This window comes from Streptomyces sp. ISL-99 (assembly GCF_018614005.1).
Taxonomy (GTDB): Bacteria; Actinomycetota; Actinomycetes; order Streptomycetales; family Streptomycetaceae; genus Streptomyces; species Streptomyces flavidovirens.
This window is the reverse complement of the sequence record NZ_JAGGPC010000048.1, coordinates 180,034-195,461: the sequence shown is the minus strand read 5'-3', so window position 1 is coordinate 195,461 and position 15,428 is coordinate 180,034. Positions and strand designations below refer to the sequence as shown.

Genomic DNA, 15,428 nt, shown 5'->3' with positions numbered 1-15,428 from the left:
CTTTTCCGTACCGTGGGGCGAAAGATTAGTCTTCTGGTGATGCGGTGAACGTCGCAGCCGCGTAGGACGCGCCACCCCATCCGCCCGACCGCGACGACGCCAGCAGCAGTTGCTGACCAGGAGGCAAAGCAGTGAACAGGGATCGGTCCGAGTACCACGGCGACGGCCAGTCCTCGGACGGGGACGACCGCGAGCTGGATCTCACCGGCGAGTTCGAAATCGTCTACGAGCCTCCTGCCTGGTACGACCAGAGCAGCACGCGGGGTGGCTCCGCGCAGGGTGGCCAGGGGAACGCCGGACCAGCGTCTCCCCCGCCGCCGACCGGACCGCCGCTGGGGCAGGGTGGCCCGGCTCAGCAGGGGCCGCCCGCGCCTCAGGGCCAGGCGCCGGCGCAGCCGTACGCGCAGGGCGCGCCCCCTCCTCAGGCGGATCAGTACGGCACGGGTGGCTACGGCTTTCCGCAGCAGCCGGGGCCCGGCGCGCCGCAGCAGGCCGTTGGGTACGGGTATCCCCAGCAAGGCGCGCCGGGTGGGTACGGGTACCCCCAGCAGCCCGCGCCGCAGCAGGCCGCTCCCGGAGTGCCGCAGCCCGGCCAGGACCCGTCGGGTGGTTACGGGTATCCGCAGCCACCGGCACCGGCGCAGCCGGCCCCGGCCGCCGCGCCCCAGGTGCAGGCCCCGGCGCCTGCCCCGGCTCCCGGCTTCCCCGTACTGCGCCCGGTCGGGGACGACGCGCAGGGCAACGCGCCGCAGGCTGCTGCTCCCGAGGCGAACGTCCCCGAGCAGCAGGCGGCTCCCGCTCAGCAGATCCCCGAGCCCAACTACGCCGCCGCCGACGCCGAGGCGGCAGCGCTCTTCGGCGGTGCGGACGACGACGCGGAGGAGGCGGAGCACGGCGACGAGGCGGCGGCGGGCGACTCCGAGACTGCGTCAGGCTCCGACTCCACGACGGACGCAGGAGTCGACGGCGACGGCGGTGGCGAAGCTGCCGACGAGCCCGATGCCGCGTCCGCGGCGGTGGTGGCGCCCGCCGCCGCCCAGCCGCAGCCCGCGGCGCAGGTTCAGCCGCAGGGTGATCCCGCGCCGCAGACCTCCCAGGAACTCCCCCCGCTGCCGCAGGGCTTCCAGCCCGCGGCGCAGCCGCCCGCGCAGGGCGCACCGCACCAGGCAGGACAGCCCGACCAGCAGGCCGCAGCCGCGCAGGCCGCCGGATACGGCTACCCCCAGCAGCCCGTCCAGGGCGCACCGCAGCAAGCAGGTCAGCCCGACCAGCAGGCCGCAGCCGCACAAGCCGCGCAGGCCGCCGGATACGGCTACCCCCAGCCCTTCCCCCAGCAGCCGCAGCCGCAGCACCAGCCCCCGCAGCAAGGCACCTTCGGCGCGGCCCAGCCGCTGCCGCAGCAGCAGGCCGCGCCGCAGCAGCACCCCGGGTACCCCGCGCAGGGCGGACAGGCGGCACCCGGCTACCCGCAGCAGCCCCAGCAGCAGGCACCGCAGGGCGCACAGCCGCAGCCGATGCAGCAGCCGCAGCCCGTACACCCGCAGCAGCAGCCCCCGCAGCAGCCGCAGTCCGGCTACAACTACCCGCCCCAGCAGGCTGGTTACGGCTACCCGCAGCCCGCGCAGCCGGTGCCGCCGCAGCAGGCCGCACAGCCGCAGCCACAGGCACAGCCTCAGCAGCAGCCGCAGGCCCAACCGCCTCAGTACCAGCAGCAACCTCAGCAGCAGGCACCACAACAGGCACCCCAGCAGCAGCCCCCCGCCTACGGCTCACAGGGCTGGACCGCCCCGGCAGGTCCGCAGGCCGGTTCTCCCCAGCAGCAGGCCGCGCCCGGCACGCCGCTCGGCTACAACGCCGCCGTCGAGCTCTCCTCCGACCGGCTGCTGCGCAACCAGCCCAAGGCCCGTAAGAACAACTCGGGTCCGTCCCGCTTCAAGCTCGGCGCCAAGAAGGAAGAGGAAGAGCGGCAGCGCAAGCTGGCGCTGATCCGTACGCCGGTGATGTCGTGCTACCGGATCGCGGTGATCAGCCTCAAGGGCGGCGTCGGCAAGACCACGACGACCATGTCGCTCGGCGCCACGCTCGCTTCCGAGCGCCAGGACAAGATCCTGGCGATCGACGCCAACCCGGACGCCGGCACGCTGGGCCGACGCGTACGGCGCGAGACCGGCGCCACCATCCGCGACCTGGTGCAGGCGATCCCGCAGCTGAACAGCTACATGGACATCCGCCGCTTCACCTCGCAGGCGCCGTCGGGGCTCGAAATCATCGCCAACGACGTGGACCCGGCGGTCTCGACGACCTTCAACGACCAGGACTACCGCAGCGCGCTCGAAGTCCTGGGCAGGCAGTACCCGATCATCCTGACCGACTCGGGCACCGGTCTGCTCTACAGCGCGATGCGCGGAGTCCTCGACCTCGCCGACCAGCTGATCATCATCTCCACCCCGTCCGTGGACGGCGCGAGCAGCGCCTCGACGACCCTCGACTGGCTCTCCGCGAACGGTTTCGCCGACCTCGTCCAGCGGTCGCTCACCGTGATCTCCGGGGTCCGCGAGACCGGCAAGATGATCAAGGTCGACGACATCGTCGCGCACTTCGAGACCCGCTGCCGCGGCGTCGTGGTCGTACCCTTCGACGAACACCTCGCGGCCGGCGCCGAGGTCGATCTCAACATGATGCGTCCGAAGACCCGCGAGGCGTACTTCCACATCGCGGCCCTCGTCGCCGAGGACATCGCCCGCACCCAGCAGGGCCAGGGCTTCGCCCCGCAGCAGCAGGCCCCGCAGCAGATCCCGCAGCAGCAGCCCCCGCAGGGATACGCGCCGCAGCAGCACCCCGGCGCCGCGCCCCCGCCGGGTCAGGGCTGGCAGCAGCCGGGTCATCAGCAGCCCCCGCAGGGCCAGGGCTGGCAGCAGCAGCCGGCACCGCCGCAGAACCCTGACCAGCCCGGCCCTGGCTGGACGCAGTAGCCGCCGGGGCTCGTCCCTCGTGCGGGTGAGTTACTACAAGGTGCTTATGCGCAAGGCACGTTGTGTCGGCCTAAGATGCCGGAACGACGTCCTGCCGTTGGGCCGAAAGGGAGTTTGACTGATGGGGAGCGCACAGGAGAAGGAAGAGCTGTACGCCCTCGACATCTCCGGGGTCGAGTGGCACAGCGCCCCCGGCACCAGCGAGAACGAGGAGCGGGTCGAGATCGCGTACCTGCCCGAGGGGGCTGTCGCGATGAGGTCGTCCATGGATCCGGATACCGTCCTGCGGTACACCGAGGCCGAGTGGCGGGCGTTCGTCCTCGGAGCGCGCGACGGTGAGTTCGACCTGACCTGAGTGCGGCGCTGATGCCGTGACAGCACTTCGCCCCGCCGGACGTAATCCGGCGGGGCGAAGTCGGTTCCGTACGGCGCCAAGGGTGTCAGCGGCGGTTTTTGCCAATGGCGTAGGCGAGTCCCCAGGCGGCTGCCGCGGCTCCCACGAGAGCCAGCACGGCGATCAACTGCGTCACGCCGTCGCTTCCGAACCAGTTCTTGGCCGGAAAGAAGAGGTCGAACCGCACCATGTCCTCGAGCCAGCCGGAGTCGAAGGCAATGAGCACCACGCCGTTGGTGTAGCCGAAGAAGCCTCCGAGCACGGCCACGACGGCACCGCAGATCCTGGCACCGCCGCGACTGCGGCCCACGAGGCCGACGACGGCACCGACGGCCGCTCCGTTGAGCAGGGCGTGGATCACGTACATGGCCTGCGCCGTGTTCTTCGACTGGTCTTCGAACGTGGCGTACATGACGAAGCTGTAGACGGTCGCGACGACCACGGAGACGAGCAGCCCGAGGAAGAACGCCCCAGCCGGGCTCCCGGGTGGTTTCTGCGGCTGTCCGTACGGCGCCGGGAAGGGAAAGCCGGGGTGGCCCGGCTGGCCGGCAGGGCCAGGAGGGCCGGGTTGCATCGGGAACTGCCCCGGCGCGGGCGGCGGGGCGCCGAACCCCTGTGGGGGCCCCGGTGCCTGCTGGGGCATGGGTGGTGGCTGGTGGCCCGGGTTGTACTGGGGCTGCCAGGGCTGGCTCATGAAGGGGTCCCCCGAGAAGCAGAAGCTGGAGCTGCCCAAATTATCAAACCGGGCCGCCCGCGCCCCACGGGCGATCCCGGTCTCCTCCAGACCCTCACCAGGAGGGCAACAAGGGTATAGACCAATGAGGGCAAGCTTGGTGTCCGTGACGCCCGTCCATCGCCCTCCCCTCCGGCATTCCCGCAGTACACACGGGGTTTCGGACATCGTTGACGCGGCCCATCAGCGCTGATAGACCTTCGCTTCACCAGCTGGACATCAGTGATCAAAACGCCCTCTCCGTGCGAGTGATGACGCGAGGTCAAACGTCCCATGGACACCACCACAGTTCCGCGCAATGCCCGGCCCTCCCCCCGGATCCGAACCCTGCTCGCCGTCGGAGCCACCGCCCTGGCCCTGGCCGCCGGAGCCGCGACTCCACTGAACCCCGCCCCGCAGCAGGCGAAGGCGGCGACAGCAGCGGCCGACGGGAAGCGGACGCTGACCGTCGCGGTCTCGCAGAGCGTCGACTCCCTCAGCCCGTTCCTGGCCCAGCGCCTGGTCTCCACCACCGTTCACCGGCTGATCTACGAGAACCTGACGAACTACGACACCAGGGACAACCACGCGGTCCCGGGCCTCGCCACCAAGTGGGAGTCGTCCCCCGACAAGCTGACGTGGACGTACACCATCCGTGAGAACTCCAGGTGGTCCGACGGCAAGCAGGCCACCGCCGAGGACGCCGCCTGGACGTTCAACACGATGATGAAGGACGAGGGCGCGGCCACCGCCAACGGCAGCTTTGTCGCGAACTTCAGGAAGGTCACCGCCCCCACCCCCACCCGGCTGGTCATCGAACTGAAGAAGCCGCAGGCCACGATGGCCGCGCTCGACGTGCCGATCCTGCCCAGGCACGAGTGGGAGAAGGTCGGCGACTTCTCGAAGTTCAACAACGACAAGAAGTTCCCGGCCGTCGGCAACGGGCCCTTCGTGCTCACCGACTACAAGGTCGACCAGTACGTGAAGTTCCGGCCGAACCAGAAGTTCTGGCGCGGCGCCCCGAAGTTCGACGAGCTGGTCCTGAAGTACTACAAGGACGGTGACGCGGCCGTCGCCGCGCTCCAGAAGGGCGAGGTGTCCTTCGCGGCCAACCTCACACCCGCCCAGGCCGCCTCCCTCGCCGCGTCCAAGAACATCAAGGTCAACGACGCCCCCGGCCGCCGCTTCTACGCGCTCGCCACCAACCCGGGCGCCAGGTCCAAGGACGGCAGGAAGTTCGGCGACGGCCACCCCGCGCTGCTGAACCCGAAGGTGCGCCAGGCCCTCTTCGCCGCCACCGACCGCAGGACCATCGTCGACAAGGTGTTCCAGGGCCACGCCGTCGAGGGCGAGGGCTACATCCCGCCGCGCTTCTCGGCGTACCACTGGAAGCCGACGGCCGGTCAGAAGATCCCGTACGACCCGGAGAAGGCCGCGGCGCTCCTCGACGAGGCCGGCTACAAGAGGAACAGCGCGGGCAAGCGCGTCGGCAAGGACGGCAAGCCGCTCGACTTCCGCATCCTGTGCCACGCCATCGACCCGAACGACAAGGCCGTCGGCAAGTACATGCAGGAGTGGTGGGGCGATCTCGGCATCGGTCTGAAGGTCGACTGCCGCGACAACGTCTCCGACCCCTGGCTGGCAGGCGAGTACGACCTTGCCTTCGACGGCTGGTCGGTGAACCCCGACCCCGACTTCGTCCTCTCCATCCACACGTGCGCGGCGCTGCCGTCCACGCCCAAGGACACCGGCGCGACGGACAACTTCATCTGCGACAAGAAGTTCGACGAGCTCTACGCGAAGCAGACCACGGAGTACGACGCGGCCAAGCGCGCCGGCCTCGTCAAGCAGATGCAGTCGCGGCTTTACGACACCGGCTACATGAATGTCATGGCGTACCCGAACGCGCTCGAGGCGTACCGTACGGACCAGATCAAGGCGATCACGACGATGCCCGAGTCCGGCGGCAACATCTGGGGTCAGGACGGCTACTGGAGCTGGTGGTCGGCCGTGCCCGCCGACGGCGGCGACACCTCCGGGGAGAGCGGTTCCTCCACCGGTCTCGTCATCGGTACCGGCGCGGCCGTCGTCATCGCCGCCGCCCTCGGTGCCTTCGTCGCCATGCGCCGCCGTGCCACCGCGGAAGACCGTGAGTAGTCCATGAGCACTGCAAGCACCGCCCCCCTCGCGGAGGGTACGGCCGACGGCCCGGTCCCGGTGAAGACCGGGCCGTCCGGCCCCCGCGCCCGCTCCGCCCGCGCCTATCTGCTGTACGTCGCCGGAAAGCTGGGCGGCGCGGCCGTCTCGCTCTTCGCCGTACTCGTCACGAGCTTCTTCCTCTTCCGGATCATCCCGGGCGACCCGGTGCGCACCATGACGCACGGCCGCCAGGTGTCGGCCGAGCAACTGGCTTCTCTGCGCCACCAGTTCGGCCTGGACCTGCCGGTGTGGCAGCAGTTCACCGGCTACTGCGTCAAGGCTCTGAGCGGCGATCTCGGCATCTCGTACCAGTTCCACGCGCCGGTCGGTGAGCTGATCGCGGAGAAGCTGCCCGCGACCCTGCTGCTCACCGGCGTCGCCGTCGTCATCTACTCGGTGCTCGGCCTGTGGCTCGGCACGCGTTCCGCGTGGCACCACGGCCGGCTCGGTGACAAGGTCAACACCGGCGTCGCCCTCACGCTGTGGTCCGTGCCGTCGTTCTGGCTCGGCCTGCTGCTGATCATCACCTTCTCGGTGGGCATCGGCCCGATCCCCGGCATGTTCCCCACGGGCGGCATGGAGTCGGGCGGCGCGACCGGTTTCGCGTACGTCGCCGATGTGGCGCACCACATGGCGCTGCCCGTCGTGACCCTGGTCGCCGTCGGTTACGCGCAGACGCTGCTGGTCATGCGGGCCTCACTGCTCGACGAGATGGGCAGCGACTACCTGACGACGGCGCGCGCGAAGGGGCTGCGCGACGACCTGGTGCGGCGCCATCACGCCGTACCGAACGCCCTGCTGCCCACCGTCACCATGGTCTTCATCAACCTCGGCCATGTGGCGGCCGGTTCGATCCTCGTCGAGACGGTGTTCTCCTGGCCGGGGCTCGGCGGTCTCTTCTACCAGGCGCTGAGCGTGCCCGACCTGCCGCTGGTGCAGGGGCTCTTCGTCGTCTTCGCCGGCGCGATGATCCTGATGAATCTTCTCGCCGACCTGCTCTATCCGCTGCTCGATCCCCGGGTGGGCCGATGACTGCTCCTACCGCGACCGCCGCTCAGACCGCCTCCGCCCTCACCTGGGCGCGGCGCCGCAGCTCCGTGGCCCGGTTCTGGCGTTCGTACCGTACGCACCGGGCGGGCCTCTTCGGGCTCGGCGCCCTGGCCGTGATCGCGCTGGTGGCGCTGGCCGCGCCGCTGCTCGTCGGCAGCGACGTACAGAGTGTGACGAACGCTCCAGGGGCGGCGCTGGAGTCCCCGAGCGCCGAATTCCCCCTCGGGACGGACCAGTTCGGGCGTTCGCTGCTCGGCCTGCTGGTCTGGGGCGCGCGGATCTCCCTCACGGTCGGGCTGATGGCGGCCGCGCTGTCGGTGGCCATCGGTACGCTCGTGGGCATCGTCGCGGGGCACTTCGGCGGCTGGTTCTCGACCGTGATCATGCGGATCACCGACTGGTTCCTGGTGATGCCGACGCTGGTGCTCGCGATCGTGCTGGCCACGGTGATGTCGCGCAGTGTGTGGACGGTGATCCTGGCGATCGGCGTCACCACCTGGCCGACGACGGCCCGGCTGGTGCGAGCACAGACACTGGCCGTCGAGTCGCGTCCGTACATCGAGCGGGCGACCGCGCTCGGCGGCGGCCACGGGCACATCATGACCCGCCACGTCCTGCCGAACGTCATGCCACTGGTCCTCGCCCAGACCACGCTCGGTATCTCCAGCGCCATCCTGACCGAGGCGACACTCGCCTTCCTCGGCCTCGGGGACCCGGACGTCGTCTCGTGGGGCGGCATGCTCCAGGACGCGCGGGAGGCGGGCGCGGTCTCGTCGGGGCACTGGTGGTATCTGGCGCCACCGGGCATCGCCATCGCGATCGTCGCCCTTGCCTTCACGCTGTGCGGGCGCACGGTGGAGTCCGTCCTGAACCCGAAGCTGGGAGTGTCGAACCGATGAGCACACAGGGCCCCTTGCTGGAAGTGAGGAACCTGCACGTGACGTACGGCGCCGGGACGCGCGCCGTACGCGGCGTGGACCTGACGCTGTCGGCCGGTCAGAAGCTCGGCATCGCGGGCGAGTCAGGGTGCGGCAAGTCGACACTGGCGCTCGCGCTGCTGCGACTGCTGCCCGCTACGGCGAAGCTCAGCGGTGAGATCCTGCTGGACGGTGAGGACGTCCTCACCATGAAATGGGGGCGGCTGCGGGCCGTACGGTGGGCGGGCGCCTCGATCGTCTTCCAGGGCGCGATGCATTCGCTGAACGCCGTGCACCGGGTCGGGGAGCAGATCGCCGAGCCGGTGCTGCTGCACGGCAGGTCCACCGCGGGGGCCGCGCGCAAGCGTGCCGTCGAACTCCTGGAGCAGGTGGGGCTGCCGGCCGCGCGCGCCGAAGCGTATCCGCACGAGTTGTCCGGCGGGCAGCGGCAGCGCGTGATGATCGCGATGGCGCTCGCGTGCGATCCACGGCTGATCGTGGCGGACGAGCCGACGACGGCGCTGGATGTGATGATCCAGGCGCAGATTCTGCGGCTCATCGAGCAGCTCGTGGCGGACAAGGACATCAGTCTGCTGATGATCAGCCACGATCTGTCGGTCCTGGCCGACACGTGTGACCGGCTCGCGGTGATGTACGCCGGGAGGCTCGTCGAGGAGGGCCCGGCGGACCAGGTCTTCACCGACGCGCAGCACCCGTACGGCCTGGCCCTGTCGGCGGCGTTCCCCCGCATCGGCGATCCCGCTTCGCGCCGGGCCCCGCGCGGCCTGCCGGGCGACCCGCCGGACCCGTCGGCGCTGCCGCCCGGCTGTACGTTCCACCCGCGCTGCCCCGTCGCGCTGGACGAGTGCGCCACGGAGGACCAGGCGCTGCGGGAGGCGGGGGCGGGGCGGCTGGCGGCGTGCGTGCGGGTGGGGGCGGTGCCGGCGCGGGTGGCGGTGCCGGAGCCGCCGGCGGCGGTTTGAACGGGGGCGCGTCGCCCGGTGCCTTGCGTTGTCCGCTGCGCGGGGCGTTTCCCCTACCCGCCCCTTCCCGAACTGGGGGCAAGCCCCCAGACCCCCGGGACGCCCTACGGGCGTGTCCTCAAACGCCGGACGGGCTGGATTTGCCGCGCAGCGGCAACTCTCAGCCCTCCGGCGTCTGAGGAGCGGGGTCTGGGGCGGAGCCCCCCGCGGCGGAGCCGCAAATGTCACGGCCGGGAAGGTGCGGGGTGGGGAAAGCCCCGCGCAGCGGGCTCCGCCCCGACCCGCCGCCCACCAACCATGACCACTCCCCCACCCCACTCCACCCCACCGGAGCCGCACATGAGCACCACCACCCGCCCCCTCCTCTCCGCCGCCGGGCTCCACGTCGCCTTCCCCGGGCGGCGTGGCGCGGCGGTCGCGCGGGCCGTCGACGGTGTCGATCTCGACATCCGCCCCGGCGAGATCGTCGCGCTGGTAGGCGAGTCCGGCTGCGGCAAGACCACGCTCGCCCGCTCCCTGCTCGGCCTCGTACCGCCCACCTCCGGCCAGGTCACCTTCGGCGGCGCGCCCCTCGACTACGGCTCGCGTTCCCTCAAGGCGTACCGCAAGCGCGTCCAGCTTGTGCTCCAGGACCCGAGCGGCTCACTCAATCCGCGTCACACCGTGTACGACGCCGTGGCGGAAGGCCTGCGGATCCACGGTTACGCCGGCGACGAGCGCGAGGCCGTCGCCGAGGCGCTGTCCCGTGCCGGGCTCAGGCCCCCCGAGCGGTTCTTCCTGCGCTACCCGCACGAGCTCTCCGGCGGCCAGCGCCAGCGCGTCGTCATCGCCGGCGCGCTCGTTCTCGAACCCGAACTCATCGTCGCCGACGAGCCGGTGGCGTCACTCGACGCGTCCGTACGGGGCGAGATCCTGGCACTCCTGCTGTCACTGCGCGACGAACTCGGCCTCTCCGCCCTGGTCGTGACCCACGATCTCGGGCTGGCGTGGAACATCGCGGACCGCGTGGCGGTGATGTATCTGGGCCGGATCGTGGAGAGCGGCCCCGCCGAGCAAGTACTGACGACACCTCAGCACCCGTACACCCAGGCCCTATTGTCCGTACTGCCGGAATCCGGTGAAGTGCCGGTCGTCCTCACGGGTGAGCCCCCGGACCCGTCCCGCGTCCCCGGCGGCTGCCGCTTCCACGCCCGCTGCCAGGTGCTCGCGTCGGGCGAGGCGGAGCGTACGGGCGTCGCCGCCGACTGCCGTACGACGCTCCTGCCGGTCCTGACCGGCGGCGACGAAGCGCAGGTCGCCTGCCACTGGGCAGCGGCCCTGCGGGCGGATCGCCCGGAGAAGGTAGGGATGGGGAAGGAGGGGACGGCTACCGGGTCTCGTACGCCTCGATGAGCTCGCTCGATCGCTTCACGTCGGCCCCGATCGCTTCCAGCAGCGCCTCGATCGACTCGAACTTCTCCTGGCCGCGCACGTACGCGAGGAAGTCGACGGCGACGTGCAGCCCGTACAGGTCGAGGCCGACCCGGTCGATGGCGTACGCCTCGACCGTGCGCTCCGTGCCGTCGAACTGCGGGTTCGTGCCGACCGAGATCGCGGCGGGCATCTTCTCGTCCTCCACGGTCAGCCAGCCCGCGTACACCCCGTCGGCGGGAATCGCGGTGTGCGGCAGCGTCTCGACGTTCGCCGTCGGGTAGCCGAGCTCGCGGCCGCGCTGCGCGCCGCGCACCACGACGCCCTCGACGCGGTGCGGCCGGCCCAGGATCTCCGCGGCGCCTTCGACGTCGCCCTCCGCCACCAGCCGCCGCACCAGCGTCGACGAGAACGGCTCGCCGCCGCCCGCCTCGCCCCTCACGTACAGGTCGACGACCTCGACTTCGTAGTCGTACGTCTGACCGAGCTCGGCCAGGAATGCCACATTGCCGGCCGCCCGGTGCCCGAAGCGGAAGTTGGGTCCCTCGATGACCGCCCGCGCGTGCAGCTTGTCGACCAGCACCTTCACGATGAAGTCGGCCGGTGAGAGCTTCGAGAACTCCTGGGTGAAGGGCAGGATCAGCAGCGCGTCCACGCCCAGCTCGGCCATCAGTTCGGCGCGCCGGTGGTGCGGGGCGAGCAGCGGCGGGTGGCTGCCGGGGCGCACGACCTCGCTCGGGTGCGGATCGAACGTAACGACGACCGACGGCACGCCCAGCTCGCGGGCGCGCTCGACCGCGCGACCGATGATCAGCTGGTGCCCGCGGTGCACGCCGTCGTAGGAGCCGATGGTGACGACGCTGCGTCCCCAGTCCTGGGGGATGTCCTCCAAGCCACGCCAGCGCTGCACTGTGACCGCTCTCCTCGTCCGAACTCGAACCCGATTACGCAGGTCTAAGACTGCCATGCCCCGGGCCTTCGGCTCGCATCGGTATAGAGGTCCTCCAGGCTCCCGACCGTCCTGCGGGCGCTCGGCCCCACCAGCGCCTCCCACTCGCGGGGCGCGGCGGCCAGCCAGCCGGCGACGAGCGCCGCGAATCCGGGGATCTCGCGGCAGAGCCCGGCCAGCAGCCGGTCGAAGCAGGCCGCCCCCTCGGGCGTACGGACCAGGAGCATCCCGGTGCGGTGTACGAGGTCCCTGGTCCGGGCATCGCCCCTGCGCCGGGCGCCGGTGGCGGCGGCCAGCAGCACCGCCTCCAGAACGCCGGGGTCCCGCGCTCCGTACCTCTCCAGGAGTACGTCGAGCAGTTCGGCCCGCAGCGGCCGCGAGGCCCGGCTGCCGGGCGCGGCGAGCACGGGGGCGAGGGCGCGCGGCAGGTGGCCGGGGTGGTTCCGCAGGAGGCCCGTGACCAGGGGGTAGAGGACGGCGCGGGCGGCGGGGCCGTGTTCGAGGCGCCGGTCCACGTACGCGGCGGCGTGCGCGGCGCCGTCGGGGTGGCGGCCGACGTACTCGCGGACGAGGGCGGCGGCGCGGCGGGCGAGGGCGGGCGTACTGACGTCGGCGAGCGCGCGCACTACGTCGCCCGCGCCCTCTCCTCCCCGCGCCAGGCGGGCCCGGAAGGCGGCGAGAACGGGCTCGGGGTGGGTGGTGAGCGCGGTGGCGAGGGCGCTGGCGGGCAGCCGCGAACCGTCACCGGCGTACGTCGCCAGCGCCCGCGCCAGGCAGTGCGACCGGGTATCCGGATCCCGTACGAGCAGGCCGAGAGCGGGACCGTGCAGGGCGCTGTCGCCCGGCCGGGCGAGCAGCGAGAGCGCGGCATACCTGAGCAGGACGCGGTCGGCGTCCGTCGTGATGTACGGCGCGGTGGTGAGCCCGTACGTCGCGGCGGCGACCCGGCGGGCCGGCCGCCCGTCGTCGTGGGACCAGCGGTCGACGGCCCGGCAGAGCGCGGACGGCTCGTCCTCGGCGAGGGCGGCGAGCAGTTCGTCGGCGCGGGGGTGCGCGCTGTCGACGAGGGCCTCGGTCAGATCGTCGATGGCGAGGCAGCGGCGGGCGTAGAGCAGCGCCTGGGCGACGCCGGCGACGGTGGGACGTATCTCGGCGTCGTCGGCGGCGGGCAGCGGCCGCTCGTCGTCGAACCAGTGGCAGAGCATGGGCTGCACGGCCTGTGGCGCGGCCTCCAGCCGGCGCGCCGCGGCGTCGAGGTACCGGCCCTGCGGCGGTACGTGCCCGCTCCCCGGCGCTCCGTCGGCGGGCAGGAGCCGTCGCAGCAGGTCGATCCGCTCCGCCTCCGCGAGGCGTACCCGCTCCCAGAACCAGGGCCCGAACTCCGCGAGCCCGCCGAGGCCTTGAGGGCCGCCTTCCCGTACCGACCGCCGGCTGATGCTGTCGGCCAGCGCGCGCAGCACGCCCAGGTATTCCCCCGCGTCCCCCACCCGCAGCAACACCTCCCGCAGCAACCGGCTTCCCCACCACCACCAGCTCCCGCACGGAGCTGCCGGCTCCTCATCGGTTACGCCGCCCGCCCGCCCGGGGTGTGTGCGCCCCGGCGGCGCGTCGGGGGTCTCCGCCTCCGGGGGGCCGGGAAGTGGCGGGGCCGGGGAAGCGTCCAGCGCGTGCACCAGGTCCATCAGCCGGCGGGACAACGCGGGCGGACCGTGCACGCGGCCCAGGCGCAGCAGCGCCTGCACCACCGTCCCGATGCGATGAGGCGGCACTGGCGCCGTCGCCGACGACCAGCACCCCGCACCGCGCCGCCGGGACATGGGCAGCACGTGCCCGCACGCCTCGCCCGCCCGGTCGTGTGCCTGCCGGTCGGCGGCCCCCGCGTGCGCACCGCGCGGGGACGGCACGGGCGCGGCGGGCCCCGGCGGATGGAGCGGGGAGCCCGCCCGTTCGGGTGCCCGGGCTTCGCGGGTCCCGTCGGCCTGCTGCCCCTCTCGCGCCTCGTGGACCAGGGTGTGCAGCGCCGTGTCGACGTCCAGGTGTGCGCCCTGGAGCCAGTCCGCGAGCTCCTCGTGGGCGAACCGGTACCCGGCCCCGGCCGGCACCAGCAGCCCCTCCGTCAGTACCGCCGACGCCCACCCCGTACGCCACGGGAAGATCGCCTCGAAGGCCGCGCGGTCCAGTGCGCCCCGCCCGGAGCCAAGACACCGCCGCGCCGCCTCGTGCACCTGCCCCGAGACCCTCGCGGCGAGCCGCCGCACCGCCGTACCCCGCGGCGTCGGCCGGGCCGCCGCCGCCAGCCGCGCCGCGATGCGCAGGCACTTCAGGTCCAGGTACGCGGCGAACACGTCCTCGCGCGAAGGCTGCCCGGGTACGTCCCCCGGCAGCGCCTCCCGTACCTCCGCCAGCAGCCGCAAGGTCAGCGGATGCCGGGCGTCGGAGGCGTCCGCGAGTGTCCCGTCCGGGATGCCGTACCGCTCGCGGGCGCGTACCGCCTGGGCCTCGGTCAGGTCCCCGATCCGTACGGCCGCGGGCAGCCCGGCCCAAGGACCGGTCCAAGGCCGCGCCGGGCGGTGCAGGGCGCCCTCCGGGTACAGCGCCCCCGCCTGCTCCCAGTACTCGGCCCGGCACGCCACGACCAGCCGCGCCCCGGCTCCGCGCAGCCAGCTCGCCGTCCCCGCGGTCCAGTCGGGCAGCCGTTGAGCCAGTGCGCGTGGCATTTCCTCAGGAGCGTCCAGCAGTACGAGCAGCGGCCGTCCCGCGTCGCGTGCCAGCCGCGCCACCCGCTCCGGTGTGGCGGCCCCCGGATCGCCGCTCCGCTCCCCCGAAGCGCCGACGATCCGCCCCGCCTGCCGCAGCGCCCGTCCCACCGCGTCCGCGACCGAGGTGTCACCGGCCCGCAGGTCCGCGCCGCGCAGCCAGAGCGTCGGGGCCGGCTCCGGGCCCTGGGCACACCGTTCGGCCAGCGCGGCGAGTTCCGTCGTACGCCCGGTTCCGGGGTCCCCGACCAGAGCGAGCACCAGTGCACCGGCGGACGCCGAGGACGCTGAGGACGCCGAGAAAGCTGTGAACTCCCGTGCCGTCTCCGGGCGTTCCACCGGGCCCTGCCACCGGCCCGGCCCCGGCCCGGCCGATGTCGCCGTCAGCTGCAACGCGCCCGCGAGGTTCAGGTCCGGCCCGAAGCCCGGCACCGTCGCCGCGTTCCGCCGCAGCAACTCCGCCAGCGGCCCATCGGGCCATGCCGCTGCCGCCGCCCGCAGTGGTACGGCGAACCCCGCCGCCCGCCGCTCCGCGCACAGCGCGGTGCCCAGCACGGCCAGCACCGCTCCCGTCTCGGCGTCCAGGACCGGCGTCCCCGCCGCCGGGCCGCCGAGGCGCAGCGCGTCGCTGCCGGCCGTCCCCATCGCCAACTCCACCGCGTGGTCGATGAGATGGAAGCGGTCGGTCGCCGTGTAGGTGACCGTAACCGGCCTGAGAACCCGCGCCTCCCGCCAGCCCCCGGCCGCCAGTCGTACGTACGTGCCCGTCCCGATCCGGTCCCGCACCGCGACCGGTACGGGCCGTACGCCGAGCCCTTCGGTCCGTACGAGCGCCAGATCCGTCTCCGGCAGCGGGGTGATCGCGTCGGCCTCGGCGAGACAGGTCCGCTCGCCGGGTCCGCCGGGCTCGCCCGGCGCGTGCAGGACGATCCGGGTCAGGCCGTCGACTGCCTCGTGGCTGGTGACGACGGTGCCCCGGTCGTCGGCGACGAACCCGGTCCCGCGCGGGCGCCCGGCCGGATCGCAGATCCGCACCAGCGTGACGGGGGGCGACGAGGGCAACGCCGTCTCCGGTACCGCCATCGC

10 protein-coding genes are annotated in these 15,428 nt (G+C 72.5%); 7 read left to right on the top strand and 3 right to left on the bottom strand.

Annotation, left to right across the window (positions count from 1 at the left end):
• The first annotated feature begins 131 nt into the window (after positions 1–131).
• Positions 132–2,972 carry an SCO5717 family growth-regulating ATPase gene (locus J7E91_RS37105; protein WP_214909471.1) on the top strand — a complete coding sequence of 947 codons (2,841 nt, stop codon included), beginning with the start codon at positions 132–134 and terminating at the stop codon, positions 2,970–2,972.
• Positions 2,973–3,093: 121 nt separating this feature from the next.
• A complete protein-coding gene (locus tag J7E91_RS28470; RefSeq protein ID WP_069926601.1) occupies positions 3,094–3,327 on the top strand; it encodes a DUF397 domain-containing protein in 234 nt (77 codons plus the stop codon).
• Positions 3,328–3,412: 85 nt separating this feature from the next.
• On the opposite strand, the gene J7E91_RS28465 is transcribed toward J7E91_RS28470, so the two are convergent.
• Complete coding sequence (locus J7E91_RS28465) at positions 3,413–4,060, bottom strand: hypothetical protein (protein WP_214909468.1); 648 nt, start codon at positions 4,058–4,060, stop codon at positions 3,413–3,415.
• A 312-nt stretch (positions 4,061–4,372) separates the two neighbouring features.
• Between J7E91_RS28465 and J7E91_RS28460 the strand changes: the two genes are divergently transcribed.
• From J7E91_RS28460 to J7E91_RS28440, 5 genes are all read left to right on the top strand, one after another.
• Positions 4,373–6,235, top strand: coding sequence for an ABC transporter substrate-binding protein (locus J7E91_RS28460; RefSeq protein ID WP_214909467.1), 1,863 nt, complete (start codon positions 4,373–4,375; stop codon positions 6,233–6,235).
• A gap of 3 nt (positions 6,236–6,238) precedes the next feature.
• Entirely contained in the window at positions 6,239–7,309 is a 1,071-nt protein-coding gene (locus J7E91_RS28455) for an ABC transporter permease (RefSeq protein ID WP_214909466.1), read from the top strand.
• On the top strand, positions 7,306–8,226 hold the full coding sequence (locus J7E91_RS28450; RefSeq protein ID WP_214909465.1) for an ABC transporter permease: 921 nt from the start codon (positions 7,306–7,308) through the stop codon (positions 8,224–8,226). The genes J7E91_RS28455 and J7E91_RS28450 overlap by 4 nt, the downstream gene beginning before the upstream one ends.
• Entirely contained in the window at positions 8,223–9,227 is a 1,005-nt protein-coding gene (locus tag J7E91_RS28445; protein ID WP_214909464.1) for an ABC transporter ATP-binding protein, read from the top strand. Before J7E91_RS28450 ends, J7E91_RS28445 begins: the two co-directional genes overlap by 4 nt.
• A 339-nt stretch (positions 9,228–9,566) precedes the next feature.
• Positions 9,567–10,619 (top strand): ABC transporter ATP-binding protein, encoded by a 1,053-nt coding sequence (locus J7E91_RS28440; protein ID WP_214909463.1) that lies wholly within the window; start codon positions 9,567–9,569, stop codon positions 10,617–10,619.
• On the opposite strand, the gene J7E91_RS28435 is transcribed toward J7E91_RS28440, so the two are convergent.
• Both J7E91_RS28435 and J7E91_RS28430 read right to left on the bottom strand, forming a co-directional pair.
• On the bottom strand, positions 10,594–11,547 hold the full coding sequence (locus J7E91_RS28435) for a bifunctional riboflavin kinase/FAD synthetase (protein WP_214909462.1): 954 nt from the start codon (positions 11,545–11,547) through the stop codon (positions 10,594–10,596). The two genes, J7E91_RS28440 and J7E91_RS28435, sit on opposite strands and share 26 nt — an antisense overlap.
• A 44-nt stretch (positions 11,548–11,591) precedes the next feature.
• Positions 11,592–15,425, bottom strand: a complete 3,834-nt coding sequence (locus J7E91_RS28430; RefSeq protein WP_251016366.1) for a serine protease — start codon at positions 15,423–15,425, stop codon at positions 11,592–11,594.
• Positions 15,426–15,428 lie beyond the last annotated feature (3 nt).

Excerpts from the sequence above, each read along its gene's own strand:
- J7E91_RS28445 (WP_214909464.1), top strand. The coding sequence starts at position 8,223 with ATGAGCACACAGGGCCCCTTGCTGGAAGTGAGGAACCTGCACGTGACG.
- J7E91_RS28460 (WP_214909467.1), top strand. The coding sequence starts at position 4,373 with ATGGACACCACCACAGTTCCGCGCAATGCCCGGCCCTCCCCCCGGATC.
- J7E91_RS28455 (WP_214909466.1), top strand. The coding sequence starts at position 6,239 with ATGAGCACTGCAAGCACCGCCCCCCTCGCGGAGGGTACGGCCGACGGC.
- J7E91_RS28450 (WP_214909465.1), top strand. The coding sequence starts at position 7,306 with ATGACTGCTCCTACCGCGACCGCCGCTCAGACCGCCTCCGCCCTCACC.
- J7E91_RS28465 (WP_214909468.1), bottom strand. The coding sequence starts at position 4,060 with ATGAGCCAGCCCTGGCAGCCCCAGTACAACCCGGGCCACCAGCCACCA.
- J7E91_RS28440 (WP_214909463.1), top strand. The coding sequence starts at position 9,567 with ATGAGCACCACCACCCGCCCCCTCCTCTCCGCCGCCGGGCTCCACGTC.
- J7E91_RS28430 (WP_251016366.1), bottom strand. The coding sequence starts at position 15,425 with ATGGCGGTACCGGAGACGGCGTTGCCCTCGTCGCCCCCCGTCACGCTG.
- J7E91_RS28470 (WP_069926601.1), top strand. The coding sequence starts at position 3,094 with ATGGGGAGCGCACAGGAGAAGGAAGAGCTGTACGCCCTCGACATCTCC.